This is a genomic window from Streptomyces tibetensis, from assembly GCF_040647715.1.
Taxonomy (GTDB): domain Bacteria; phylum Actinomycetota; class Actinomycetes; order Streptomycetales; family Streptomycetaceae; genus Streptomyces; species Streptomyces tibetensis_A.
In genome coordinates this window covers 47976-71607 of record NZ_JBEZCR010000021.1, presented here as the reverse complement: position 1 = coordinate 71607, position 23632 = coordinate 47976, and the positions used below count along the sequence as shown (strand labels likewise).

At 73.2% G+C, this 23632-nt stretch carries 23 protein-coding genes; 12 read left to right on the top strand and 11 right to left on the bottom strand.

Annotation, left to right across the window (positions count from 1 at the left end; translation table 11 throughout):
- Positions 1–167: 167 nt before the first annotated feature.
- Both AB0B29_RS36425 and AB0B29_RS36420 read right to left on the bottom strand, forming a co-directional pair.
- Positions 168–722, bottom strand: a complete 555-nt coding sequence (locus tag AB0B29_RS36425; protein ID WP_362246821.1) for a hypothetical protein — start codon at positions 720–722, stop codon at positions 168–170.
- Between the two features lie 115 nt (positions 723–837).
- A complete protein-coding gene (locus AB0B29_RS36420) occupies positions 838–1623 on the bottom strand; it encodes a glutamate racemase (RefSeq protein WP_362246819.1) in 786 nt (261 codons plus the stop codon).
- Between the two features lie 39 nt (positions 1624–1662).
- On the opposite strand from AB0B29_RS36420, the gene AB0B29_RS36415 reads away from it, so the two are divergent.
- Positions 1663–2853: a glycosyltransferase gene (locus AB0B29_RS36415; protein WP_362246817.1), complete on the top strand. Its 1191-nt coding sequence runs from the start codon at positions 1663–1665 to the stop codon at positions 2851–2853.
- Positions 2854–2868: 15 nt separating this feature from the next.
- On the opposite strand, the gene AB0B29_RS36410 is transcribed toward AB0B29_RS36415, so the two are convergent.
- Positions 2869–4149 carry a TerD family protein gene (locus AB0B29_RS36410; RefSeq protein WP_362246815.1) on the bottom strand — a complete coding sequence of 427 codons (1281 nt, stop codon included), beginning with the start codon at positions 4147–4149 and terminating at the stop codon, positions 2869–2871.
- Between the two features lie 298 nt (positions 4150–4447).
- On the opposite strand from AB0B29_RS36410, the gene AB0B29_RS36405 reads away from it, so the two are divergent.
- The 4 genes from AB0B29_RS36405 to AB0B29_RS36390 all read left to right on the top strand — a co-directional run bounded on the left by AB0B29_RS36405 (position 4448) and on the right by AB0B29_RS36390 (position 9181).
- Positions 4448–4876, top strand: a complete 429-nt coding sequence (locus AB0B29_RS36405; protein ID WP_362246813.1) for a DUF6643 family protein — start codon at positions 4448–4450, stop codon at positions 4874–4876.
- A gap of 44 nt (positions 4877–4920) precedes the next feature.
- Positions 4921–5748, top strand: coding sequence for an MOSC domain-containing protein (locus tag AB0B29_RS36400; RefSeq protein WP_362246811.1), 828 nt, complete (start codon positions 4921–4923; stop codon positions 5746–5748).
- A 162-nt stretch (positions 5749–5910) separates the two neighbouring features.
- Positions 5911–6516 (top strand): Rv1733c family protein, encoded by a 606-nt coding sequence (locus AB0B29_RS36395; protein ID WP_362246809.1) that lies wholly within the window; start codon positions 5911–5913, stop codon positions 6514–6516.
- Between the two features lie 229 nt (positions 6517–6745).
- The gene (locus tag AB0B29_RS36390) at positions 6746–9181 is read left to right on the top strand and encodes a right-handed parallel beta-helix repeat-containing protein (RefSeq protein WP_362246807.1); all 2436 of its coding nucleotides are present in this window, start codon (positions 6746–6748) and stop codon (positions 9179–9181) included.
- Here the strand turns inward: AB0B29_RS36390 and AB0B29_RS36385 are convergent.
- A complete protein-coding gene (locus AB0B29_RS36385; RefSeq protein ID WP_362246842.1) occupies positions 9151–11514 on the bottom strand; it encodes a hypothetical protein in 2364 nt (787 codons plus the stop codon). The genes AB0B29_RS36390 and AB0B29_RS36385 overlap by 31 nt on opposite strands.
- 415 nt (positions 11515–11929) lie before the next feature.
- Here AB0B29_RS36385 and AB0B29_RS36380 point away from each other — a divergent pair, with 415 nt between their 5' ends.
- Entirely contained in the window at positions 11930–12760 is an 831-nt protein-coding gene (locus tag AB0B29_RS36380) for a DeoR/GlpR family DNA-binding transcription regulator (RefSeq protein WP_362246805.1), read from the top strand.
- Between the two features lie 75 nt (positions 12761–12835).
- On the opposite strand, the gene AB0B29_RS36375 is transcribed toward AB0B29_RS36380, so the two are convergent.
- Positions 12836–13960, bottom strand: a complete 1125-nt coding sequence (locus tag AB0B29_RS36375; protein WP_362246803.1) for a PLP-dependent cysteine synthase family protein — start codon at positions 13958–13960, stop codon at positions 12836–12838.
- A gap of 343 nt (positions 13961–14303) precedes the next feature.
- Between AB0B29_RS36375 and AB0B29_RS36370 the strand changes: the two genes are divergently transcribed.
- Both AB0B29_RS36370 and AB0B29_RS36365 read left to right on the top strand, forming a co-directional pair.
- Positions 14304–14627, top strand: coding sequence for a hypothetical protein (locus tag AB0B29_RS36370; RefSeq protein WP_352099575.1), 324 nt, complete (start codon positions 14304–14306; stop codon positions 14625–14627).
- Between the two features lie 183 nt (positions 14628–14810).
- On the top strand, positions 14811–15353 hold the full coding sequence (locus tag AB0B29_RS36365) for an ATP-binding protein (protein WP_362246801.1): 543 nt from the start codon (positions 14811–14813) through the stop codon (positions 15351–15353).
- A 234-nt stretch (positions 15354–15587) separates the two neighbouring features.
- Here AB0B29_RS36365 and AB0B29_RS36360 read toward each other — a convergent pair whose 3' ends face one another.
- Complete coding sequence (locus AB0B29_RS36360; RefSeq protein ID WP_362246799.1) at positions 15588–15872, bottom strand: SHOCT domain-containing protein; 285 nt, start codon at positions 15870–15872, stop codon at positions 15588–15590.
- A 164-nt stretch (positions 15873–16036) separates the two neighbouring features.
- Here AB0B29_RS36360 and AB0B29_RS36355 point away from each other — a divergent pair, with 164 nt between their 5' ends.
- Genes AB0B29_RS36355 through AB0B29_RS36345 form a run of 3 tightly spaced genes read left to right on the top strand, consistent with a single transcriptional unit; the run spans position 16037 to position 18109 of the window.
- The gene (locus AB0B29_RS36355) at positions 16037–16615 is read left to right on the top strand and encodes a TetR/AcrR family transcriptional regulator (RefSeq protein WP_362246797.1); all 579 of its coding nucleotides are present in this window, start codon (positions 16037–16039) and stop codon (positions 16613–16615) included.
- A gap of 10 nt (positions 16616–16625) precedes the next feature.
- Positions 16626–17204 carry a DUF4865 family protein gene (locus AB0B29_RS36350; RefSeq protein WP_362246795.1) on the top strand — a complete coding sequence of 193 codons (579 nt, stop codon included), beginning with the start codon at positions 16626–16628 and terminating at the stop codon, positions 17202–17204.
- Positions 17201–18109, top strand: coding sequence for a phosphotriesterase family protein (locus tag AB0B29_RS36345; protein ID WP_362246793.1), 909 nt, complete (start codon positions 17201–17203; stop codon positions 18107–18109). The genes AB0B29_RS36350 and AB0B29_RS36345 overlap by 4 nt, the downstream gene beginning before the upstream one ends.
- Before the next feature lie 18 nt (positions 18110–18127).
- Here AB0B29_RS36345 and AB0B29_RS36340 read toward each other — a convergent pair whose 3' ends face one another.
- The 4 genes from AB0B29_RS36340 to AB0B29_RS36325 all read right to left on the bottom strand — a co-directional run bounded on the left by AB0B29_RS36340 (position 18128) and on the right by AB0B29_RS36325 (position 21574).
- Entirely contained in the window at positions 18128–18550 is a 423-nt protein-coding gene (locus AB0B29_RS36340; protein ID WP_362246791.1) for a PPOX class F420-dependent oxidoreductase, read from the bottom strand.
- 12 nt (positions 18551–18562) lie between these two features.
- A complete protein-coding gene (locus AB0B29_RS36335; RefSeq protein WP_362246789.1) occupies positions 18563–19453 on the bottom strand; it encodes an NAD(P)-dependent oxidoreductase in 891 nt (296 codons plus the stop codon).
- Positions 19454–19595: 142 nt separating this feature from the next.
- Positions 19596–20843: an ROK family protein gene (locus AB0B29_RS36330; protein WP_362246787.1), complete on the bottom strand. Its 1248-nt coding sequence runs from the start codon at positions 20841–20843 to the stop codon at positions 19596–19598.
- Positions 20840–21574, bottom strand: a complete 735-nt coding sequence (locus AB0B29_RS36325) for an alpha-ketoglutarate-dependent dioxygenase AlkB family protein (protein WP_362246785.1) — start codon at positions 21572–21574, stop codon at positions 20840–20842. Before AB0B29_RS36325 ends, AB0B29_RS36330 begins: the two co-directional genes overlap by 4 nt.
- A 68-nt stretch (positions 21575–21642) precedes the next feature.
- On the opposite strand from AB0B29_RS36325, the gene AB0B29_RS36320 reads away from it, so the two are divergent.
- Positions 21643–22773: a methyltransferase gene (locus tag AB0B29_RS36320; RefSeq protein ID WP_362246841.1), complete on the top strand. Its 1131-nt coding sequence runs from the start codon at positions 21643–21645 to the stop codon at positions 22771–22773.
- Here AB0B29_RS36320 and AB0B29_RS36315 read toward each other — a convergent pair.
- A complete protein-coding gene (locus AB0B29_RS36315; RefSeq protein WP_362246783.1) occupies positions 22763–23623 on the bottom strand; it encodes a class II fructose-bisphosphate aldolase in 861 nt (286 codons plus the stop codon). The genes AB0B29_RS36320 and AB0B29_RS36315 overlap by 11 nt on opposite strands.
- Positions 23624–23632: the final 9 nt, after the last annotated feature.

Below are 23632 nucleotides of genomic sequence, written 5' to 3'. Positions count from 1 at the left end.
CCCGGTGCCACCGATCCGCAGCGCTGTCTACCCCGAGCCCGCCGCGGGCACCCGGCGTCCGGCGTCATGGGCGCCACCGTCCGGTACCCACAGGCCGAAGACAGCAGTCCGTGATCACTTCCGTGATCAATACCGGTGATCACAGCCGGTGACGAGGCCCCCGCGGTTCAGTGTGCGGAAGCGCCCGGCTTGGTGGGCCTGAGCCGTGCCTCGATCACCCGTACGGCGGCCTCCGCGTCGTCCACGGTGATCGTGAAGGTGTGCCCGTCCCACAGTTCGAGCTCGACTCCCTCGCCGCGTCGTACGACCACCGCGGTGCCCTTCTCCGGCCGCCACCGGTAACCCCAGCCGCCCCAGTGGCGGGGCGTGACATGGGAGATGTACGTGGCGCCGGCCACGCTGGAGAGCGGGATGCGGCGGCGGGGCACGCCGATGTGGCCGCAGCGCACCTCGAGGTGCTCCTCGTCGACCCGCAGGGCGACGTGCACGAAGGCGAGGGTTCCGAAGAGGACCAGCAGCCCCGCGGCGATGCATCCCACGACGGCCATGACCAGGGGGGCGATGCCGGAGGTCCAGGCCGAGTCGACGGCCAGCTCGACGCCGAGTGCCATGCAGGCGGCGCCCACGAGCGCCAGCAGCCACTGCACCCGGTTCGTGGCACGGCCGGTCCAGACGTCCATGTGCGGGTGGGGGGCGTTCTCGCCGTGGCGGTGGTCCCTCATGCCTTGAGGGTACTCAGATTTCGCTCCGCTGGTACCTCGTGGCGGAGCGTGACTGCGCCACGCGGGCGTCACGCCGAGCCGGGCCGCCGATGACCTTCGGTGACCGGCTGTCCGGTCAACGGGCGGGCGTGACCGCCTGCAGCAGACGCCCTTCGGCGTAGGCCAGGGCAGGGGCGGGCAGCGTTCCCTCGCGTCCGCTCAGCAGCACGGTGAGCGTGCCCTGCGGGGTGGCCCCCGGGGCGGGCTGCCGGCCGAGGCGGCGCAGGGCCTGGGCGGCCACGGCTCCGGCGGAGCCGTGCAGTACCAAGGGCGGGCGGCCGGGTCGCTGGACGGCGGCCCGGATGCGCTCGGCGACCAGTTCGTAGTGGGTGCAGCCGAGGACGACGGTGGTCACCTCGTCCGGGGTGAGGGCGGCGGCCGCGGACACCGCCGCGTCGATCGCCGCCTCGTCCGCGTGTTCCACGGCCTCGGCCAGGCCCCAGCAGGGCACCTCGGTGACGGGCACGCCCCCGGCGAAGTCCTTGATCAGGTTCTGCTGGTAGGGGCTGCCCGTTGTGGCCGGGGTGGCCCAGATGGCGAGGTGTCCGCCGCCCGCCGCGGCCGGTTTGATGGCGGGGACGGTGCCGATGACCGGAAGCTCCGGTTCGAAACGGGCGCGCAGGGCGGTCAGCGCGTGCACGGTCGCGGTGTTGCAGCCGACGATCAGGGCCTCGGGGCGGCGCGCCGCCGCGGCTTCGGCGACGGCCAGGGCGCGCTCGGCCAGGTCCTCGACGGTGCGCGGGCCCCACGGCATGCCGTCGGGGTCCAGGGAGAGCACGAGATCGGCGTCGGGGCGCAGCCGTCGTACCGCGGCGGTGGCCGCCAGCAGACCGATTCCGGAATCCATGAGCGCGATCTTCACCCGATCACGATAGACGATGAGCCGTCCGGGGAAGCGCCGGTGGGGCAGACTGCGTCCGTGAGCGCTGTTGTGTGGACTGCGGCTGGATCACTCCTCGCCTGGTTGTGGCTGCTGCTCTGTCAGGGCTTCTTCTGGCGCACCGATGTGCGACTGCCGTCGCGCACGGAGCCGGACGTGTGGCCGTCCGTGTGCGTCGTCGTCCCCGCCCGCGACGAGGCGGCCGTACTGCCCTCCGCTCTGCCCTCGCTGCTCGCGCAGGACTACCCGGGACGGGCTGAGATCTTCCTGGTCGACGACGGCAGCTCGGACGGCACCGGTGAGCTGGCGCGTGAGCTGGCACGCCGCAACGGCGGGCTGCCGCTGACGGTGGGGTCGCCGGGCGAGCCACCGGCGGGCTGGACCGGCAAGCTGTGGGCGGTGCGGCACGGCATCGGGCTGGCACGCGCGCGTGACCCCGAGTACCTCCTCCTGACGGACGCCGATATCGCGCACGCCCCGGACAGTCTGCGGGAGCTGGTGGCGGCGGCCCGTTCCGGTGGGTACGACGTCGTCTCCCAGATGGCTCGGCTGCGGGTGGACAGCGTGTGGGAACGGTTCGTCGTGCCGGCGTTCGTCTACTTCTTCGCACAGCTCTATCCCTTCCGCCGGATCGCCGGGGCGGGCCGGACGGCGGCCGCGGCCGGGGGCTGCGTCCTGCTGAGGGCGGAGACGGCGGAGCGGGCACGGATCCCGGACGCGATCCGGCAGGCCGTCATCGACGACGTGGCGCTCGCCCGGGCGGTCAAGCGCGGGGGCGGCCGCGTCTGGCTCGGGCTGGCCGAGCGGGTGGACAGCGTGCGGCCGTATCCGCGCCTGCACGACTTGTGGCGCATGGTCTCGCGCAGCGCGTACGCCCAGCTGCGGCACAGCCTCCCGCTGCTCGCCGGGACGGTCGCCGGGCTGGCGCTGGTGTATCTGGTCCCGCCCGTGGCGGTCCTGACCGGCCTCGCCGTCGGCAGCACCTCGGCAGCCGTCCTGGGCGGGCTCGCATGGCTCGTCATGGCGGGGACGTACGTCCCGATGCTCCGCTACTACCGGCAGCCGCTGTGGCTCGCTCCGCTGCTGCCGTTCACGGCGTTCCTCTATCTCCTCATGACCGTCGACTCGGCCGTGCAGCACTACCGGGGACGGGGTGCGGCCTGGAAGGGCCGCACCTACGCGCGCCCGGACGCCCTGCCCGACGAGGGCTGACGGCCGCCACAGGCGTCACTTCCGGCCGGGAGTCCAGTTCATGCCCCAGCCGTAGGCGTGGTCGACGGTCCGCTGCGGACTCACCCCGCGGTCGGGCACGAGGTAGCGCGCCTCGCGCTGGACGACCAGGTCGCCTCCGGTGTTCGTGATGAGGGCGAGCGCGCACACGAGCGAGGGGACCGTGCACTCGTCGAGGGAGAAGTCGATCGGCGCCCCGTGCTGCGGCCGGAGGGTGACCGAGGCGTGCAGGTCGGCGAAGGAACGGGCGCCTTCGTAGATGGTGACGAAGACGAGGATGCGCCGGAAGGCGTTCTTGTGGTCGAGGTTGACGGTGAGGTTCTCACCACTCGACACGGCGCCGGTGCGGTCGTCGCCGTCGAGGTGGATGTACGGCGGCCGGTGCAGGCTTCCGAAGCTGTTGCCGAGGGCCTGGACGACGCCCTTGCTGCCGTCGGTGAGTTCGTACAGCGCGCACAGGTCGAGGTCGACGTCGGAGTGCATCGCGGTCGGACGCCCGAGCTTGCTGCTCCACCCCGAGAACTGCTTGCGCACCTCCCAGTTGAGGTTGACGTGCAGCACTCCGGAGGTGCCGCCCTGTTTGGTGAGGGAAACGGATGGGGCCGCCTTGGTGAGCGTCACCTTGGTGAGGGGGACGGGCGGGGGCGGAGCGGCGGGCGGGGGCGGAGCGGCGGGTCGCGGCGTGGAGGGGGCCGCGTACACGGCGGAGGGCGCGGCTGCTGCGGGCGGCGCCGTGGCGGGGGCCGGTGCCGCCTGCTGCGGTTCGTCCACCGTGATGCCGTAGTCCGTGGCCAGCCCTTCGAGGCCGCTGCTGTAGCCCTGACCCACGGCGCGGAACTTCCAGGCGCCCTGGCGACGGTAGAACTCGCCCAGCACGAAAGCGGTTTCGGTGGTGGCGCCCGGGTTGTCGAAACGGGCCACCGGGGTGCCTTGGGCGCCGTCCTGGACCTCGATGTAGAGGTCGGGAATCCGCCCGAAGGTACCGCCGTCGGCCGAGGCGGCGAGGACGACGGTCTCGATGGCGGGTTCCACGCGCGCGAGGTCGACCAGGAGCGTGTCGGTCACCCGGTCGCCGGTGGTGCGCTTGCCCTCGTGCCGGATCGCGCCGGAGGAGTGCACGGGCTGGTTGTAGAAGACGAAGTCCGCGTCGGAGCGGACCTTCCCGCTCACCAGCAGCAGAGCGGAGGCGTCGGCGTCAGGCACGCCCGCTCCGCTCCGCCATCCCAATTCCACGCGCAACGCGGCGGTCGGCACCGGAGTATTTGAACCTTTCAGCATTTGCATGTCCGCCCCCATTGCGTGTCGCCGCGCCAGGCCCGTCCCGGCGGCCCGTCGAGTTTCGTGCGCTCAACCTAATTGCTCGCCGGGGCGAAGTCCCCCGTGCGACCGCCACGGAGACCGGCGACCGACCGCCGGTAACCCGCCCGGAACTCGGCCTTTACACGATCAAGGCCCAGTCCGCCGCCCCTTTTTGGGGAGTTCGCTCGCATTGGGGATCCCGGGTCACTGCGGACACGGAAAACAACCCTCTTATCGGTCTCCCCAACGAGCACATAGTTGGCTTAACTTATGTGGCATGACCTCCCCCCGCTCCACCTATGGCGGCGGCTACTACTCCGCCTCCTTCCCGGACACCCCGATCTACGACAGGCTCGTCGCCGAGCGGGGTACCCCGCAGATCGCCCCGATCCGGGTCCCCGCCCAGTACGACATGCCGGGCAGTAACCTGCCCGCCCTCCCGTCGGCGCTGCCCGCCCTTCCGGCAGCCCCCTCCCAGTCCGCCTACGGCTATCCGCAGGCGCAGCAGCCCGCCCCGCTGCAGCAGGCGCCCGCGGCGTACATCCCGCAGCAGGCCACCGCTCCGCGCGGCTACCCCGGCCCCCAGCCGCAGCAGCCGCGTCCGGCGGCCCCCGCGGGCTACGAGGCGATGCGCCCCGCGGCTCCCCGGCCGGCCCCGGCTCCCTATCAGGACCCGTACAACAGCCAGCAGTACCGCGGGTACTGAGCCGGACTCCGGGGGCTGTCGGTGCCGGCTGGCACGATGGCCCCATGGGGAACGCTCACCTGCACTCGATTCACGTCCATCCGGTCAAGGCGATCCGGGGCCTGGCGCCCGCACAGGCCGTCGTCGAGCCCTGGGGGCTGGCCGGAGACCGGCGCTGGGTGCTGATCGACGACGGGGGAAAGGTCGTCACCCAACGCCAACAGCCGCGACTCGCCCTCGTCGCCGCCGGACTGCTGCCCGGCGGCGGCGTCCGGCTGTCCGCGCCGGGCATGCCGTCGCTGGCCGTTCCCGTGCCCCGGCCCTCGGCCACGGTGCCGGTGGAGATCTTCCGCGACAAGGTCGAGGCGGTCCCGGCCGAGGAGGCGGCCGCGCACGCCTGGTGCAGTTCCCACCTCGGCATCGAGGTGCGCCTGGTACACCTGGACGATCCCGCCACGCGCAGACCCCTGGCCCCGGAGTACGCGCGGCCCGGTGAGACCGTCTCCTTCGCCGACGGCTTTCCGCTGCTGCTCACCACGACGGCCTCGCTCGACGCCCTCAACTCCCTCATCGCGCAGGGCGAGTACGCGGGCGAGGGCCCCCTGCCCATGAACCGCTTCCGGCCGAACGTGGTCGTGACGGGCACCCCCGCGTGGGCCGAGGACGACTGGTCGCGCCTCTCCATCGGGGACGTGCCGTTCCGCGTGGCCAAGCCCTGCGGGCGGTGCGTGGTGACGACCACCGACCAGGACACCGGAGAGCGCGGGCGCGAGCCCCTGTTCAGCCTCGGACGGCACCGCCGGCGCGACGGCAAGCTGGTCTTCGGCCAAAATCTGGTGCCTCTGTCCCGCGGCACGATCCGGGTCGGGGACCCGCTCAGGATCCTCGAATAGCTCTTCGGGCGGAGCGGGAACCGTGCCGGGGGCCCGGGCGTTCGGGCTTGTGTGAGAAATTCATGAGCGGCCCGGGAGAGGTGACGTGGCTCTCTCTTCGACGGGTCCGTGCGTGGACGGCTCCGCCGGGGAGTATCACGGAGCGGGAAGGGGGTGCAGGCCGTGCGAGCGATCAGCGGACTCTGGCGCTGGCGGCGCAATCCGCTCTGCCGCGCGACCGACCTGGCCGAGGCGTGGGTGGCGCTGGCCGCCCTGCTGCTGATTCTGCTGGTCGCGCCGGTGGCCGGCTCGCTCGTCGGGGGGTCGGCCCAGGACGCGCTGCAGCGCTCGGTGCGGGCGCAGCACGAGGCACGGCACCTGGTGACCGCCACGGTGGTCCGCAAGCTGGACCGCTCCCCGCTGGACTCCGACCCCGAGACGTCATCGGGCCGTGATCTGCGCAACCGCGTCCTCGCCGACTGGAGGGCGCCGGACGGCACCGCGCACCAGGGCCCCGCCCTGGCGAGCCTCAAGGACCCGCGGCAGGGCGACACGTTCCGGATATGGACCGACCGACACGGCCGGATGGTGCCCCGCCCGCTCGACTCCGCGACCGCCTCGACGCACGCGGTCCTCGCCGGCTTCGGCGCGGCCCTGGCGACGGGAGGCCTCATAGAGGGCGGCAGGCGGCTGATCGTCTGGCGCATGGCCCGCCGCCGGTACGCCCGTTGGGACCAGGCATGGGACAAGGCGGGCCCGGACTGGGGCAGGACGGGCACCGGCATCTGACGGCCTTCCGGCTCTGGTCAACCCACCACCCGCGCGCACGCTACGGTGGTCCGGCCGAACCGTTCGGCACAACCCGCGCGCGAGCGAGCCTCAGGGACGCGCCGGTGTCGATGCCGCGTGCGTGCCCGGGCCCCGGAGGGCCGGGCCCGGTCGCGGTCGCGACCCCGGCCGAAGCGCCCCGAGGGCGGACGAGCCATCAGTACGACCGAGGTGGGGGCACAGCTACACCATGGCACAGGGCACGGTCCAGGTGACGCACACCGGCACGTCGCGGTGGCGGCGCCGCACGGGTGAGTACGCATCGCTCGCCGCCGCCCTGGAGGCCGCGGCCGACGGAGACGTCCTCACCGTCGCGCCCGGTACCTACCGGGAGAACCTCGTCCTGCAGCGCGCGGTGACCCTGCGCGGCCCCGAGGGCTCCCCCGGCTCGGTGCGGATCGCGCCCGTGGACGGCGTGCCGCTGACCGTGCGCGCCTCGGCGGTGGTCCAGGACCTGCATGTGGAGGGCCAGGACGCTGCCGCCCCCGCCGTGCTCGTGGAGGAGGGCACCCCGGAGCTGCGGGACGTGCGGGTCGTGACACGGTCGGCGGCCGGGATCGAGGTGCGCGGCAGCGCCCGGCCCACGGTGCGGCGCTGCGCGGTCGACAACCCGGCGGGCATCGGCATCGCCGTGGTCGACGGCGCGGGCGGCGTGTTCGAGGAATGCGAGATCGTCGCGGCCGGCCAGGCGGGGGTGGCGGTGCGCGGCGGCGCCCACCCGCGCCTGGAGCGCTGCCGGGTGCACCACACCTCGGGCTCGGGCCTGTCGGCGACCGGGGAGAACACGGCGCTGGAGGCCGTGGGCTGCGAGGTGTACGAAGTCCGGGGCAGCGGTGTGCAGATCACCGGCCGGGCGACCGCGCACCTCACCGACTGCGATGTGCACCGCACGACGTCCGACGGTGTCACACTCGACACGGACGCGGTATTGACCCTCGCCGACTGCCGTATCCACGACATCCCGGAGAACGCGGTCGACCTGCGCTCCCGTTCCGTTCTCACCCTGACCCGCACCACGGTGCGGCAGTTCGGGCGCAACGGCCTGTCGGTGTGGGACCCGGGCACCCGGGTGGACGCCAACCAGTGCGAGATCTTCGACAGCACGGGCGACTATCCGGCGGTGTGGGTCAGCGACGGCGCCACCGCCGTACTGGACTCCTGCCGGGTGCACGACGTGCCGGACGCACTGTTCGTCCTCGACCGGGGTTCGCGTGCGGACGTCGTCGACAGCGACCTGTCGCAGGTGCGCAACACGGCCGTGTCGGTGAGCGACGGCGCGACCGCGCAGCTCGACGACTGCCGGATCCGCGACGCGGCGACGGGCGCCTGGTTCCGCGACCACGGCAGCGGCGGCACGCTCAGCGGCTGCACCGTCGACGGCGCCCAGACCGGCGTGATCGTCACCAAGGGTGCCGACCCCACCGTGGAGCGCTGCACGATCGACTCCCCCGCGGAGGCCGGTGTCTATGTGTCGGCCGGCGGCCGGGGCAGCTTCCTGAACTGCCGGGTGACGGGCAGCGGCGGCTACGGCTTCCACGTCATCGACGGAAGCCGTACGACGCTGCGCAAGTGCCGCACGGAGCGGTGCGCGCGCGGAGGTTACGAGTTCGCGGACAGCGGCGCCGACGCTGCGTCCGGGGCGGGTCCGGTCATGGAGGACTGCACGAGCGACGAGAGCGCGGGGCTGCGCGCGCCCGCGGCGCGGGAGACAGCCGTGCAGTCGGCGAGCCACTCCCCCGGCCTGCTGGGCGGGGTCCCGGGACCGCGCACCGAACCGGAGCCCGAGGCGTCGGCCGCCGGGCCCGAGCAGCCGGCCAGGACCTCCAAGGACGTCCTCGGTGAACTGGACGCGCTGGTGGGCCTGGAGAGCGTCAAGCGCGAGGTGCGCGCCCTGACCGACATGATCGAGGTCGGCCGGCGCCGTCAGCAGGCCGGTCTGAAAGCGGCCTCGGTCAAGCGCCATCTGGTCTTCACCGGCTCGCCCGGCACCGGCAAGACGACGGTCGCGCGGCTCTACGGCGAGATCCTCGCCTCCCTCGGCGTACTGGACAAGGGCCACTTGGTGGAGGTGTCCCGGGTCGACCTGGTCGGTGAGCACATCGGCTCGACGGCGATCCGCACCCAGGAGGCCTTCGAAAAGGCGCGCGGCGGCGTGCTGTTCATCGACGAGGCGTACGCGCTCTCCCCGCAGGACGCCGGTCGCGACTTCGGCAAGGAGGCCATCGACACGCTGGTGAAGCTGATGGAGGACCACCGGGACGCGGTCGTGGTGATCGTCGCGGGTTACACGGCCGAGATGGAGCGCTTCCTGTCGGTCAACCCGGGTGTGGCGTCGCGCTTCTCGCGGACCATCACCTTCAGCGACTACGGCCCGGAGGACCTGCTGCGGATCGTTGAGCAGCAGGCCGAGGAGCACGAGTACCGGCTCGCGCCGGGCGCCGCCGAGGCTCTGGGGAAGTACTTCACGCTGCTCCCCAAGGGCCCGGCGTTCGGCAACGGCCGTACCGCACGGCAGACGTTCGAGGCCATGGTCGAGCGGCACGCGAGCCGGGTCGCCCAGCTCCCGGAGCCGGACAAGGACGACCTGACGCTGCTCTACGCCGAGGATCTGCCCGAGCTTCCCTGAGGATCCTCCTGGGTGGCGGGCGGCTGCGCCTGATCGCGTGGCGAAGGCAGTTCCGGATGCTCCGAGCGGCCCTCTGGAGGCTCCGCGGGTGCCCCCGGGGGCCCCGCGGGTGCCCCCGGCTCAGAGGTCACCCCCGGGGGCTCTGAGGGCGCCTCGGGCCGCAGCCGGGCCAGCAGGGTGCGGCGCTCCTCGGCGAACACCGGGTCCGCCTGGTAGTCGGAGTGGCCGAGGATCGGGGCCGGCAGCGGCAGCAGGGCGGTGCGGCCGTAGGCCAAGGGGTCCATCAGCGGGGCGTGGTCGACCTGGGGGCCGCGGTCGCCGGGCAGCCGCATCGGGCCGCCGATGGGATCGGTGAGCCGGTACAGGTTCCGCCAGCAGTCGACGTCACGGTGCAGGGAGACGAGTGCGGCGGGCCCGAAGTGGGCCGGGAACCAGCGGCCGTAGAGGCGCTCCAGCGGGGAGCCGTAGGTCAGCAGGGCGACGCGTTTGCGGGCCGACGGGGCGAGTTGCCAGGCCGCCGCGGCGGCGAGGACGCTGCCCTGCGAGTGCCCGGAGATGACCAGCCGTCCGCCGGTGACGCGTGTCCAGGTCGCCATCCGCCAGGTCAGGTCGGGCACCGCGCGCTCGGCGTAGCAGGGCGGGGCGAAGGGGTGGGAGGCGCGTGGCCAGAAGGTGCCGACGTCCCACAGGATGCCGATCGTGCGGCGGGCCGCGGCGTCCTTGTAGGCGCGTCGGCCCCAGGTGACGAAGAGGAGGAAACCGAGGCCGATCAGCCAGGAGCCGAGGGCCTGGGAGGTCTCGGCGGCGCCGTGGACGACGGGGTAGGTGCCCTGCGCGGCCTGGCCCGGGGTCTCGTCGGTGGCCAGGGCGCCCACGAGTGCTCCCGCGCCGAGCAGCAGGGTGACGCCGGAGGTGACCGCCACGATGCGGGGTCCGCGGTCGGTGAGCGAGGCCATCGCACGGGTGTAGGCGATACGGCGGGTGCGGGCGCGGTCCTGGTTCTCGTCCGGGTAGTCGAGTGCCACGGCGACGCGCTCGGCGCGGGCCAGCTGCCAGGCGCGGTGGGCCAGCCAGCCGAAGAGCCCCAGCAGCACGACGAGCAGCGGCGGGATCACGGACGCCTGCCAGGTCAGCAGCACCGGTGGCCCCTCGATGGAGGCCCTGGTGCCGTCCAGCCAGTCGGACACGCGCTGGGACACGCCGCCGGACATCACCCCGCCGAGCGCGCAGGCCAGCATCGCCACCGCGGGCCCGCCCAGGCCCCGCAGCACCGCCCGGCGGTCGGGGTCGGTGCGGTGCAGGACGTGCGCGACGACCCCGAGGACGACCACGAGCAGGCCCTGGGTCAGGGCGATCGCGCCGAAGGTCGTGTCACCCGGAAGCCGGCCCTGAGACGTCCACCCCGGGCGCTCCCACCCGGCGTACACCACGGCGAGGGCGAGCAGGAGGAGCGCGGCGAGCGGCAACCGCCGTACGAAGCGTTCGTCGAGTGTGCGGTCCAGCCGTCTCTCGCTGCGGCCGCGGCGGCACACCACCCAGACCACGGCGACCGCGCAGAGCGCGAGAGCCGCTTCCAGGATCAGGCCCAGGGTGCCGAGTACGGCGGGGCCGCCGGGGCGGCGGTCGTGGCGGGCGGCGGCGCTTGCGACGGCGGCGGCGACCGTGATCAGGCCGGCGGCGGTGTGCGCGGCGCGCAGCCGGGCCACCAGCCGGCGCCCGTACCAGAACCCGGGCCGGCCGAGGGCCGTCGGGCCACCGTCCCCTTCGGGCTCGGGGGCACGCTCGATGGGCTGCTGGGACTCGTAGTCGCTCCAGGTGCGCCGGGACAGGTACCACAGCAGGACGGTCAGGGCGGTGGGCACGGCGGCGGCGAGGGCGAGCCGTCGCCCGGGGGCGCTCCACCAGCCGCCGTCCGAGACGGTGGGTGAGAGGAAGCCCAGCCAGGAGTGGCGGTCGGCGCAGGCGGCGGTGCCCGCGCACTGCCAGGCCGCCAGGTCGAGGGCGACCTCGCAGGCCGCCGCGACGAGCAGCACCGTCAGGGTGAGCCCCGCGAGCCGCACCAGCAGGCCGTACAGCCGCACGGTCCGGCGGCGGCCGTGGGCGGTGGGGCGCATCCAGTGGGCCAGGTTGACGACCATGAACGGCAGCAACAACAGCCACAGGGCCCGGGTTCCGTTGCCGGAGGTGAGGTTGCACCAGACGTAGGCCTCGGGCACCGGCCCGTCACGGCGGCGGTCGTCGCGGCTGTGCTCGGCGTCGGCGTCGTCGGCGCGCCGGAAGACGGCCGCGATGTGGTCGCCGGTGATGCGCACCGTCCGCGGATCGTTGAGCATCTCCTGCGGCGTGGTGCCGCCCACGCCGTGGACCAGGAGCTCCAGGGCGGTTCCGCTCTCGGCGCGCCGCGTGCTGGGACCGTCCGGTCCGCCGGTCGACGCCTGTTCCTGCGCGCGTTCCTCCACTTGTGCACTTCCCCGTGACACGCCGTCGGCTCTGCCCGTGCGGCACAAGGATCTCCACTTCCGCGGCGCCGCACACCCCCTGTCACGGAATCTTCCCGATCCGTGATGAAACCGGGGCGGGGAGACCGGTGGTGGGTGGCGGGAGTGCGATGAGCGGTCGGTGGCGCTGCCCGCCCCCCGACATGCGAGGATGGGACGTCCTCGCATCGCGGCCGGGAAGAATGTCCTGGTAAGAGCCGGTGTGTGCGGGGCGTGTCGACGGCATTGAGGCGAAAGGACCGGAGCGTACGTGAGCGAGAATCAGAACCTCCTCGCGGAGCAGCGGCGATCCCTGATCCTCGACGAGGTCCGCCGTCGGGGCGGTGTCCGGGTCAACGAGCTGACCCGCAAGCTCGGCGTGTCGGACATGACGGTCCGCCGCGACCTCGACGCGCTCGCCCGCCAGGGCGTGCTGGAGAAGGTGCACGGCGGCGCGGTCCCGGTGGTCGAGGCGAGCACGCACGAACCGGGCTTCGAGGCCAAGTCCGGCCTGGAGCTCACCGCCAAGGAGGACATCGCACGCGCCGCGGCCAAGCTGGTCGCGCCGGGCGCGGCGATCGCCCTGTCGGGCGGTACGACGACGTTCGCGCTGGCGCACCAGCTGCAGGACGTACCGGACCTCACGGTGGTCACCAACTCGGTGCGGGTCGCCGATGTGTTCCACGCGGCGCAGCGCACCTCGGGCCCGCGGCAGGGTGCGGCCACGGTCGTGCTGACGGGCGGGGTGCGTACGCCTTCGGACTCGCTGGTGGGACCGGTCGCCGACCAGGCGATCGCGGCCCTCCACTTCGATCTGCTGTTCCTCGGGGTGCACGGCATATCGGTCGAGGCCGGCCTGTCGACGCCGAATCTCGCCGAGGCGGAGACGAACCGGCGGCTCGTACAGTCGGCGCGCCGGGTGGTCGTGGTCGCGGACCACACCAAGTGGGGCAAGGTGGGCCTGAGTTCGTTCGCCGCGCTGGAGCGGGTCGACACACTCGTGACGGACGCCGGTCTGCCGGAAGAGGCGCGCGGGGTGGTCGCGGACCATCTGCGGCGGCTGGTGGTGGCCGGGGAGCCCGAGGACGCCGAGGACGCCTGACGGCCCCTCAACCAGGGTGGCGCCCCCGTGCGTCACCCGCTCCCACCCCTGAGGGCCCGGCGGCCGGTGTCCGGCTCAGGCGGGCCAGACGCCCGTCTTCAGGAGTGAGTCGATCGCGGCGGTGTACGGCTCGATGTCCAGTCCCTGGCCGGCCAGCCAGGCGTCCGAGTAGTACTTGTCGAGATACCGGTCCCCCGGGTCGCACAGCAGGGTCACGACGCTGCCCTGCCGGCCGTCGGACACCATCTCGGCGACGATCTTCAGCGCGCTCCACAGCCCGGTACCGGTCGAGCCGCCCGCCTTGCGGCCGATGGCGCGCTCCAGGGCCCGTACGGCGGCGACGCTGGCCGCGTCGGGCACCTTCATCATCCGGTCGATCGCGCCGGGCACGAAGCTCGGTTCCATACGGGGCCGGCCGATGCCCTCGATACGCGAGCCGCAGTCACAGGTGACGTCCGGATCGCCGGTGGTCCAGCCCTCGAAGAAGCACGAGTTCTCGGGGTCGGCCACGCAGACGCGGGTGTCGTACTGCATGTAGTGGACGTAGCGCGCGAGGGTCGCCGAGGTGCCGCCGGTGCCCGCCGTGGCGACGATCCACGCCGGCTCGGGAAACCGCTCCAGGCGCAGCTGGCGGAAGATGGATTCGGCGATGTTGTTGTTCCCGCGCCAGTCCGTGGCCCGTTCGGCGTAGGTGAACTGGTCCATGTAGTGGCCGCCGGTCTCTGCCGCGAGGCGGGCGGACTCCGCGTACATCGTGCGAGGGTCGTCCACGAAGTGACATCGGCCGGCGTGGAACTCGATGAGGCGGATCTTCTCGGCGCTCGTCGTGCGCGGCATGACGGCGATGAACGGCACGCCGATCAGCTTCGCGAAGTACGCCTCGGAGACGGCCGTCGAGCCGCTGGAGGCCTCGATGACGGGCCGGTCCGGCCGGATCCAGCCGTTGCAGAGGCCGTAGAGGAAGAGGGAACGGGCGAGGCGGTGCTTGAGGCTGCCGGTGGGGTGGGTCGACTCGTCCTTCAGGTACAGGTCGATGCCCCACCGCTCCGGCAGGGGGAACTGGAGCAGGTGGGTGTCGGCCGAGCGGTTGGCGTCGGCCTGGACTCTTCGAACGGCTTCTTTGAGCCACGTCCGATAGCCGACGTCGCTGTGGTCGACGTCGAGGGTGACGCCGGTCCGGGTCTGCCGGGAAGTGCTCACGGGGGGCTCCTAACGCTGCGCGCCGTCGACGCGTCGCGCGGCCGACACCTCCGATCATAAGCACCTCTCGCACGCTTCTCACCTGCATAAACGCATCTTTGAGCCCCCCAAAGCGCCCCCAGGAGCAGAGCCGGGGCAAGGGGGCGCGTGGTCCCAGGGGCGCACTCGTGAGCGTGCTGCGGGCGCCCCCCGGCGAGGGGGACGCGGGCACTGGTGCTCGGCGCCGGGCCGGGGCAGACTGCACGGCGGGACCAGGGCCGGGGCACACTGGAACAGGACACGAGCCCGTACCGGGCATCGCCGCAGCGAGCCGGTACACCGACGCGCACCAGGGGGCGGTGGCATGGGAGAGCCGGAGTTCAGGGCCACGGGCGTACGGATCGGGAAGCGGCTGCGCTCGCTCACCCGGGCCGGACAGGTCCGGATCAACGACGGCCGGCTGGAGCTCCTGACCAGCTACGGCAGTGAGATCGACAGCGCCCCGGTGCAGGCCGTGCGCGCCTCCAGGCCCTGGTTCGGCCCCGATGACCGGGCCACGGCGGATCTCAACGGCAAGCGGTACCTGCTCACCCTGGGCGAGAACGACCCCGCGCCGGGAGAGCCGGGCCCGCCGGCCGCGCGGCGCTTCATCGAGGCCGTGCGCCGGGCAGCGGGGCGTGGCGACTGAGATGTCCGCGAGTTGCGGTACCTCACCCCCTGCGCCACTCTGGTCTCACGTCACTCTGGGTTTACCGGCGATAACGCTGCGAACCAGCCCGCCGGCCACGACAGCAGGCGGCAGTGTCACGCAGGCGCCCTGCTGGATCCGAATCCCGTGTTCTTCCGGACCTCACGTCGGGGAGTCGCAGCCGTGATCAGCTACCCAAGCAGGCACTGCACGGTGGAGCTCCAAGCCCTGCCGTCGCGGATCGGCCAGGTCCGCAGAATCGTATCTGCGCAATTGCGCTACTGGCATCTGGATCCCCTGATCGACCGGGCCTCGCTCGGCGTGACGGAGCTGTTGTCCAACGTCCACCGGCACGCCCAGCCCGACAAGACGTGCACCGTGGAGATAGAGCTGCTGCTCGACCGGCTCAGGGTCTCGGTGCGCGACGGCGATCCCCGCATGCCCGTGGTGGAGGACCCTCAGGACATCGCACCGATGGCGACCTGCGGGCGTGGGCTCGCCATGGTCGCCGCCATGAGCGAGAGCTGGGGCGTCCGGCCGGACGGCGAGTCCGGCAAGGTCGTGTGGTTCACCCTGCCGACGTCCGCCCCCGTGATGACGGCGCCGTCGCTCCGTACGCGGCGCACGGTACAGGACAGGCCCGAGCGCCGGTTCGCCGAGGTCGGGGCGTCCACCGACGGGCTCAGGCCCGACCATGCTCCCGCCCGGTCCGCCGTTGCCGGCTGACCGGGCGGTGACCACCGTTCCCCCTCAGGGGTCCTTTCACTATGCCCGTCCGGGTCGCGCGGCCTGATCGGACGCTCATAGTGAAAGGACCCCTTTGGTGCGCCGGAGGCGTGCGCCGTCGCGTGCGCTCCCGCGGTGTCCTCCACTGCCACCGTGACGCGACGGCGCGCCGCACGGCCGTGCGTGCCGCGCGCCGGGCCGGTCGCGGTCGCGCGCGGCGCCGGCCGCGCCTGATCATCCCGCGCCTCCCTTGTGGCCGAACTCCTCGTTCAGCACGGACAGTCGGCGCCAGTACTCGTCCTCGTCGATGTCGCCGGAGGCGAAGCGGCGTCCGAGTACGGCGATGGGCGAGTCGTTCCCGACCGTGGGCCGCTGCCCGGGGCCGCCGCGGCGTCCGCGCCACACGGTGCGGCGCAGCAGCGTGATGCCGCCGCCGATCACCAGCAACCAGATCACCGGGAACAGCAGGATCCACGGGCCCGGCCCGCCACCGTCACCGAAATTCGCCAAGGTCTGCATGTCGTCCCACTCCTCGATCGCTGCATGTCGTGTGTCGCTTTCGAGAGTCGCCCCGCGAGGGGCCCCCGGTCGTCGTACGGGCAGCGGCACCCGGTGTACCTCGCGGGGAGTAGGCGGGCGTGCCAGGACTGCTTCGTGCGCCCTCGACTTCTGTAACTACCGGTATGTACAGTGAGGGCATGAGCACCCCGGAACGGCTGATCGAGTCCACCCGCGAACTGCTGTGGGAGCGCGGCTACGTGGGCACCAGCCCCAAGGCGATCCTGGAGCGTGCGGACGCCGGACAGGGCAGCATGTACCACCACTTCAAGGGCAAGCCCGATCTCGCCCTGGCCGCGATCCGGCGAACCGCCGAGCAGATGCGGGCCACCGCCGCGGGCGTGTTCGACGCCCCGGGCACGCCGTACGAGCGGATCGAGGCGTATCTGCGCCGCGAGCGGGACGTGCTGCGGGGCTGCCCGGTCGGCCGGCTGACGATGGACCCCGACGTGATCGCGAGCGCCGAACTGCGGGCGCCGGTCGACGAGACGCTCGACTGGCTGCGCGGACGGATCGCCGGGATCGTCGAAGAGGGCAAGGTCCAGGGACAGTTCGCGGCCGGCCTCGACGCCGAGGAGATCGCGGCGGCGGTCGTCGCGACCGTCCAGGGCGGTTACGTCCTGGCCCGCGCCTCCGGCTCCCCCGCCGCGTTCGACGCGGGCGTCCGGGGCCTGCTGTCCCTGCTGGCACCCCGGCCCTGTTGAGGAGACCTCCATGCACGCCATGCAGTACGCGCTCACCCTGCCCGCGGACTACGACATGGGCATCATCCGCGACCGTGTCGCCCGCCGGGGACATCTGCTCGACCACTGGGACGGGCTCGGCCTCAAGGCCTACCTGGTGCGCGAGCGCGGGCAGCGCGCCTCGCCGGTCAACCAGTACGCGCCCTTCTACCTCTGGAACACCGTCGACGGGATGAACGCCTTTCTGTGGGGCGGTGGGTTCCAGGGGGTCAGTGACGACTTCGGGCGGCCGTCGGCGCGGCAGTGGACGGGACTGGCGTACGAGGAAGGAAACGGTTCGCACGCGCGGTTCGCGGTGCGGCGGCGTCAACCGGTGCGGGACGACGGGCCGTTGACCGACGCCGTGGAGGAAGCGGTGGGTGAGGCCAGGCGGCTGGCGGCCCGGGACGGGGCGGTGCTCGCCGCCGCGGCCGTCGACACCGGCCGCTGGGAGCTGGTGCACTTCTCCCTCTGGGAGCACGACGCGCCCAAGGCCGACGGTGACGTGTTCGAGGTGCTGCACCTGTCCGCGCCGGGCCGGGACCGGCTGCCCCGGGGACGCCAGTGGTGAGCGCTGTCCGCACGGTGCTGGGAGACGTGGCCCCGGCGGACCTGGGAGTGTGCGACGCGCATGACCATCTGTTCTTCGGCAGTCCACGGCTGCCCGGCCAGGAGCTGCGCAGCGTGCCGTCGGCGCGGGCGGAGCTGACGGCGTTCCGGGAGCAGGGTGGCGGGGCCGTCGTGCAGTGGACGCCGTACGGGCTCGGGCGGCGGGTCGCCGATCTGCCGCCGCTGTCCCGGGAGACCGGTGTGCACGTGGTGGCGGCGACCGGCCTGCACCAGGCCGTGCACTACGACGAGGACACGCTCACCGGGCTGCGGAACCGGCTCGCCGAGGTCTTCGTCTCCGAACTCACCGACGGCATCGGGACATCGGGGGTACGGGCGGGGCTCGTCAAGGTCGCGGGCGGCTTCCACGCACTGGACGCGCACGCCCGCTGGACCATGAGGGCGGCGGCCGAGGCGCATCACGCCACGGGTGCGACGATCACCGTGCACCTGGAGATGGGGACCGGCGCGCTGGACGTACTGGACCTGCTCTGCGGGCAGTTGGAGGTCCCGCCGGACCGAGTGGTGCTCGGGCACCTCAACCGCTCCCCCGACCTGGTGGTGCACCGGCAGGCGGCGGAGTACGGCTGCTACCTGGCCTTCGACGGGCCGTCCCGCACCCACCACGCCACGGACTGGCGGATGCCGGAGGCCGTCCAGGCCCTCGCGGACGCCGGGTTCGGCGACCGGCTGCTGCTCGGCGCGGACACCACCACGGCCGCCGCCCGCTCGGTGGACGGCGGCCCCGGTATGCCGTACCTGCTGCGCCGGGTGCGGCCACGGCTCGTGCACGCCGTGGGCGAGGAACTGGTGAGGCGCATCCTCACGGAGAACCCGGGCCGGGCGTTCGGAACCGAGTGGCGCTGACGGGCCCGGTCGAGGGTCTCAGCCGCCGGCCTGGTCACTGTCCTTCATGGAGCCCCAGCCGTGCCAGCGGTCGACCTCGATCCAGGCACTCACCCGGGGGCGGACACGGTCCGGATAGGGCTTGCCGGTGTAGTGCCGGGCCAGGAGGTCGATGTCGGCCAGATCCTCGTCGGCGTGCAGTTCGGCGACGCGGCCGATGAGGGTCACGTGGGTGTACCAGTCGTCGCCTGCGAGGACGGTGAGGGTGACGCGCGGGTCGCGGCGCAGGTGCTTGAGGCGTACCCGGCCCTCGTCGAGGTTGATCAGCACACGGCCGTCCTTCCACAGGTACCAGGTGGCGGTGGAGACGGGGGCGCCGTCGGAGCGCAGCGTGGCCATCACGCACGGGTTGGGCTGGCTCAGCAGGGCCTCGGCCTCGGGCGGCAGCGGCGGCTTGGACATGAGGGGAACCTCCTAGGAGTCGGTCTTTTCGTCGAAGCTGGCGAAGTAGGCCGCGACCATGTCCTCGTCGGCGTGGCCCTGGGCTGCGGCACGTTCCATACGGGCGGCGGTCGCTTCGGCGACGTCCAGGCGGACACCGTTGTCCGCGCCGGCCCGGACGATGAGCCGGGCGTCCTTGGCGGCGGTGCCCACCGCGAACTGGGGCGGGGTGAGCCTGTCTTCGAGGACGAGATCGGACTTGGCTCGCAGATAGCCCATGTCGAGGGGGCCGCCTGCGACCAGGTCGAAGAAGCCGTGCGGGTCCACGCCGAGTGCCTTGGACAGGGCGAGTGCCTCGCCGGCGGCGGCCGTGACGGCCAGGACCCAGCTGTTGGCCACCAGCTTCAGCCGGGTGGCGCCGGCCTGCGCCCCGTCTTCGCCGCTCCACACGGTCCGGGCGCCGACGGCGTCGAAGACCGGCGTCGCCTTCTCACGACCCTCGGTGGGGCCGGCCGCGAGCACGGTCAGCTTCCCGGCCTCGGCGGGCTGGCGGGTGCCGAGGACGGGGGCGTCGTAGAAGACCAGCCCGTGGTCGCGGGCGAAGGCGGCCAGCTCGGCGACGTCCTCGATGCCCGCGGTGGTCGACTGCACCCAGACGGTGCCGGGGCGCAGGGCGGGGGCCGCCTCACGCATGGTGCTCAGGGCGGCCGGGCCGTCGTGGAGCATGGTCAGGACGACATCGGCGTCATGCACCGCCTGTGCGGGGCCGTCGGCGATCCGTACCCCCTCGGCGGCCAGCGGCTCGGCCTTGGCGCGGGTGCGGTTCCAGGCGTGGACGGTGTGTCCGGCCCGGGCGAGATTGCGGGCCATCGCGGCGCCCATGATGCCGGTGCCCAGGACGCTCACGGTGAGTGTGTCGGTCATTGCGTCAACTTCCTCGGTGGTGCGGTGCGGGCGGACTGCCTGCGGATCAGCCTGCCCGCTCGGCGGCGCGCCTTCCCGCAAGCGGGGCGGGCACTCCTGATACCGGTGGGGTCACTTTCGCGGCCTCACGCCCGAGGGCTGTTCATGCCCTCGGGGCCAGCGCCCCGAGCGGATCGTCCAGGACCGGCTGCCAGGCCAGTTCCGCCGCACCGACGAGGCTGTTGTGGTCGAGGGTGCAGGGCAGGATGGGGACACCGCCGCTCTGGCCCCACAGGCTGCGGTCGGCCACGACCGCACGCAGACGGCCGGGGTCGGCGTCGAGGAGGGTCTGGTGCAGGCCGCCGAGGATGATCCGGTCCGGGTTGAGGATGTTGACCAGGCCTGCGAGGCCGAGGCCGAGGCGGTCGATGAGTGCCTCGGCGGCGGTGCGCACGCCCGGGTCGTCGTAGTGGTGACGGATCAGGTCGATGGACTGCTGGAGCAGGGACACCTCGGGGCCCGGCTCGCGTCCGGCCTCCGTGAGGAAGGCCAGCGGGTCGGTCTCCACGTCGAGGCAGCCGCGGCTGCCGCAGTGGCAGGGGCGCCCCTCGGGATGCACGGTGAGGTGCCCGACCTCGAGCGCGAGACCCGAACTCCCGCGGTGCAGGCGGCCGTCGAGGACGAGCGCGCCGCCGACGCCGCGGTGGCCGGTGGCCACGCACAGCAGGTCCCGCGAGCCACGGCCGGCGCCGTGCCGGTGCTCGGCGAGCGCGGCGAGGTTGACGTCGTTCGCGGCGAACGCGGGTCCGTCGATGCCGGCCGCACGCACCTGCTCGGCGAAGATGTCCCGCACGGGCGCGCCCGCGGGCCAGGCCAGGTGGAGGGGGTTCAGCGCCAGTCCCTCGGGTTCGGCGACGGCGGAGGGCACGGCGAGGCCGGCGCCCACGCACCGCAGCCCCGTCGTGCGCAGCAGTTCGGCACCGGCCGCGACGACGGAGGCCAGCACCTTGGCCGGGTCGGCGTCGACGACCTCGCAGCCGGGCGCGGTGGCGACGATTCGCCCGCCGAGTCCGACCAGCGCCGCCCGGAACCCGTCGGCGTGCACCTGCGCGGCGAGCGCGACGGGCCCGTCGTCGGCGACGGCCAGCTTGTGGGAGGGCCTGCCCTGCGAGCCTGCCGCAGCGCCGGGCCGGGCGTCGACCCGGATCAGCCCGAGTGCCTCCAGCTCGACCGCGACGGCGCCGGCGGTCGCCCGTGTCACCCCGAGCTCGGCGGTGAGCACGGCCCGGGTCGGGGCACGTCCGGTGTGCACGAGCTCCAGTGCGGGTCCGAGCGCTGCGCGCCCCCGGTCCAGTCGCGCCCTCGAAGTGCTCCCGTTCCCCGCCTGCCGGGGGTCCGCCTTCCCGCTCATGAGGGCGAGTCTCCCATGATCCGCCGGGATGGTGGCCGAGCCTGCCCGCCCGGCCTCGCCGTGCGGCCGTGGTCGCCGTCCGCCGGGCGCGGGAGGCCGCTCACCCGGAGCGTGATGTTGAGCCGCCCGGTCAGCCCCAGCCCCGGCGGTGCCGTCCCGGGGTGGATGCGCGGGACCCCGTGGTAAGCGAGACGGGACGGGCCGCCGAACACGAACAGGTCGCCGCTGCGCAGCTCGACGTCGGTGTAGGGCCGGGTGCGCGCGGCGGTGTTGCCGAAGCGGAACACGCAGGTGTCGCCGAGGCTGAGCGACACCACCGGCGCGTCGGACTTCTCGTCGCTGTCGCGGTGCATGCCCATGCGGGCGTCGGCGTCGTAGAAGTTGATCAGCGCGATGTCGTAGTCCGGGTCGGGTCCGCCGAGGGTGTCGCGGACCGCCCGGCGGCCGAGTTCGCCGAGCCACGGCGGGAACGGCTTGACCGGGGCGCCGTCCCCGTCGGCGACCGTGCGGGCGTAGGCGTAGGGGTACCAGTGCCAGCCGAGGCAGACCTGCCGGGCGGTCATGGTGCCGCCGCCGGGGGTGCGGACCGTGCGCAGCCCGGCGGGCGGCCGGGCCCAGTCGCGGCAGGCGTCGAGCAGGGCCGACTGGCGTTGCGCGTCCAGCCAGTCGGGCAGGTGCACGGCGCCGGGCGCGACCTGCGTACGGGCCCTGGGGAACAGCTCGGCGTCCATGCCTTCCATGGTGCCCGACACGGCCTGAGCTGCGGCTCGGCTAGCCTGGTCGCACGATGGACGACCGTATGACGACGCCGTGGGGCGAGCCGGCGCTGACCCGTTTCCCCGAGGACCCGCGCGACCGGCTGCGCGCCTGGGACGCCTCGGACGAGTACCTGCTGAGGCATCTGGCCGCGGAGCGGGTGCCGCTGGACGGCACGGTCGTGGTGCTCGGGGACCGCTGGGGCGCGCTGGTCACGGCGCTCGCGGCGCACCGGCCGGTGCAGATCACCGACTCCTGGCTCGCGCAGGAGGCGACCCGCGCCAACCTCGCGCGGGCCGGGGTCGAGCCGGGGTCGGTGCGGCTGCTCACCACGCAGGATCCGCCGCCCGGGCGGATCGACGTGCTGCTGGTGCGGGTACCCAAGAGCCTGGCGCTGCTGGAGGACCAGTTGCTGCGGCTGGCGCCGGCGGTGCATGCGGGGACGGTCGTGGTCGGCACGGGCATGGTGAAGGAGATCCACACCTCGACGCTTCAGTTGTTCGAGCGGATCCTCGGCCCGACCCGTACCTCCCTCGCCGAGAAGAAGGCCCGGCTCATCTTCTGCACGCCGGACCCCGCACTGCAGCGGCCCGCCAGTCCGTGGCCGTACGTCTACACGCTGCCGGACGGCATCGGTGCCGCCTCGGGCAGGACCGTCGTCAACCACGCCGGGGTCTTCTGCGCCGACCGGCTCGACATCGGGACGCGGTTCTTCCTCCGCCATCTGCCCGAAGGACGGGGCCGACGGGTGGTGGACCTGGGCTGCGGCAACGGCGTGGTGGGTACGTCGGTGGCACTGTCCGACCCGCGTGCCGAGGTGCTGTTCGTCGACGAGTCGTTCCAGGCCGTGGCGTCGGCGGAGGCGACGTACAAGGCGAACGGCGTGCCGGGGCAGGCCGAGTTCCGGGTCGGGGACGGGCTGGCGGGCGTGCCGTCCGGCAGTGTCGACCTGGTCCTGAACAACCCGCCGTTCCACTCCCACCAGGCGACGACGGACGCCACGGCCTGGCGGATGTTCACCGGGGCGCGGCGTGCGTTGCGGCCGGGCGGGGAGCTGTGGGTGGTCGGCAACCGGCACCTGGGCTACCACGTCAAGCTGCGGAAGCTGTTCGGCAACAGCCGGCTCGTGGCGAGCGACCCGAAGTTCGTGGTGCTGAAGGCCGTCAAGCGGTAGCGGTGTCGAGGGTCTGCAGGGTCCTGGCCACCGCCCGTGTCATCGCCTCCCGCGCGAGGGTGAGGTAGCTGCGCGGGTCGACCGCCTCGGGCCGGTCGGTGAGGAACTCCCGGATCGCTCCGGTCAGCGCGATGTTCAGGGCCGTGCCGATGTTGACCTTGGTGATGCCGCCCGCCACGGCCGCCGTGAGTTCCTCGTCCGGGACGCCGGAGGAGCCGTGCAGGACGAGCGGGACGTCCAGCGCGGCCGACAGGCGCTTCAGCAGGGCGTGGTCGAGGGCGGCGGTGCGGGTGGTCATGGCGTGGGAGCTGCCGATGGCCACGGCGAGTGCGTCCACACCCGAGTCGGCGACGAACGCCCGTGCCTCGTCGGGGTCGGTGCGGGCGCCGGGGGCGTGCGCGTCCAGCGGCGGTCTGCCGTTCTTGCCGCCGATCTGGCCCAACTCGGCTTCGATCCACAGCCCTTGGGTGTGCGCCCAGGTGACGGCCGCCCGGGTCGCCGCCAGGTTCTCCGCGTAGGGCAGCCGGGCCGCGTCGTACATCACGGAGCTGAAGCCGGCGTCCGCGGCCTGGTGCAGCAGGGTGTCGCTCTGCACGTGGTCGAGGTGCAACGCAACCGGTACGGCGGCGTGTTCGGCCGCGGTGAGGGCGGCCCGGGCGAGCGGGAGCAGTTGCCCGCCGCGGAACTTCACCGCGTTCTCGCTGACCTGGAGGACGACGGGGGCGCGGACCGACTCGGCGCCGGCGATGACGGCCTCGACGTGCTCCAGTGTGATGACGTTGAAGGAGGCGACGGCGGAGCCGGCCGTCGCGGCGCGGGTGACGAGGTCACCGGTCGTGGTGAGGGGCACGGGGTCTCC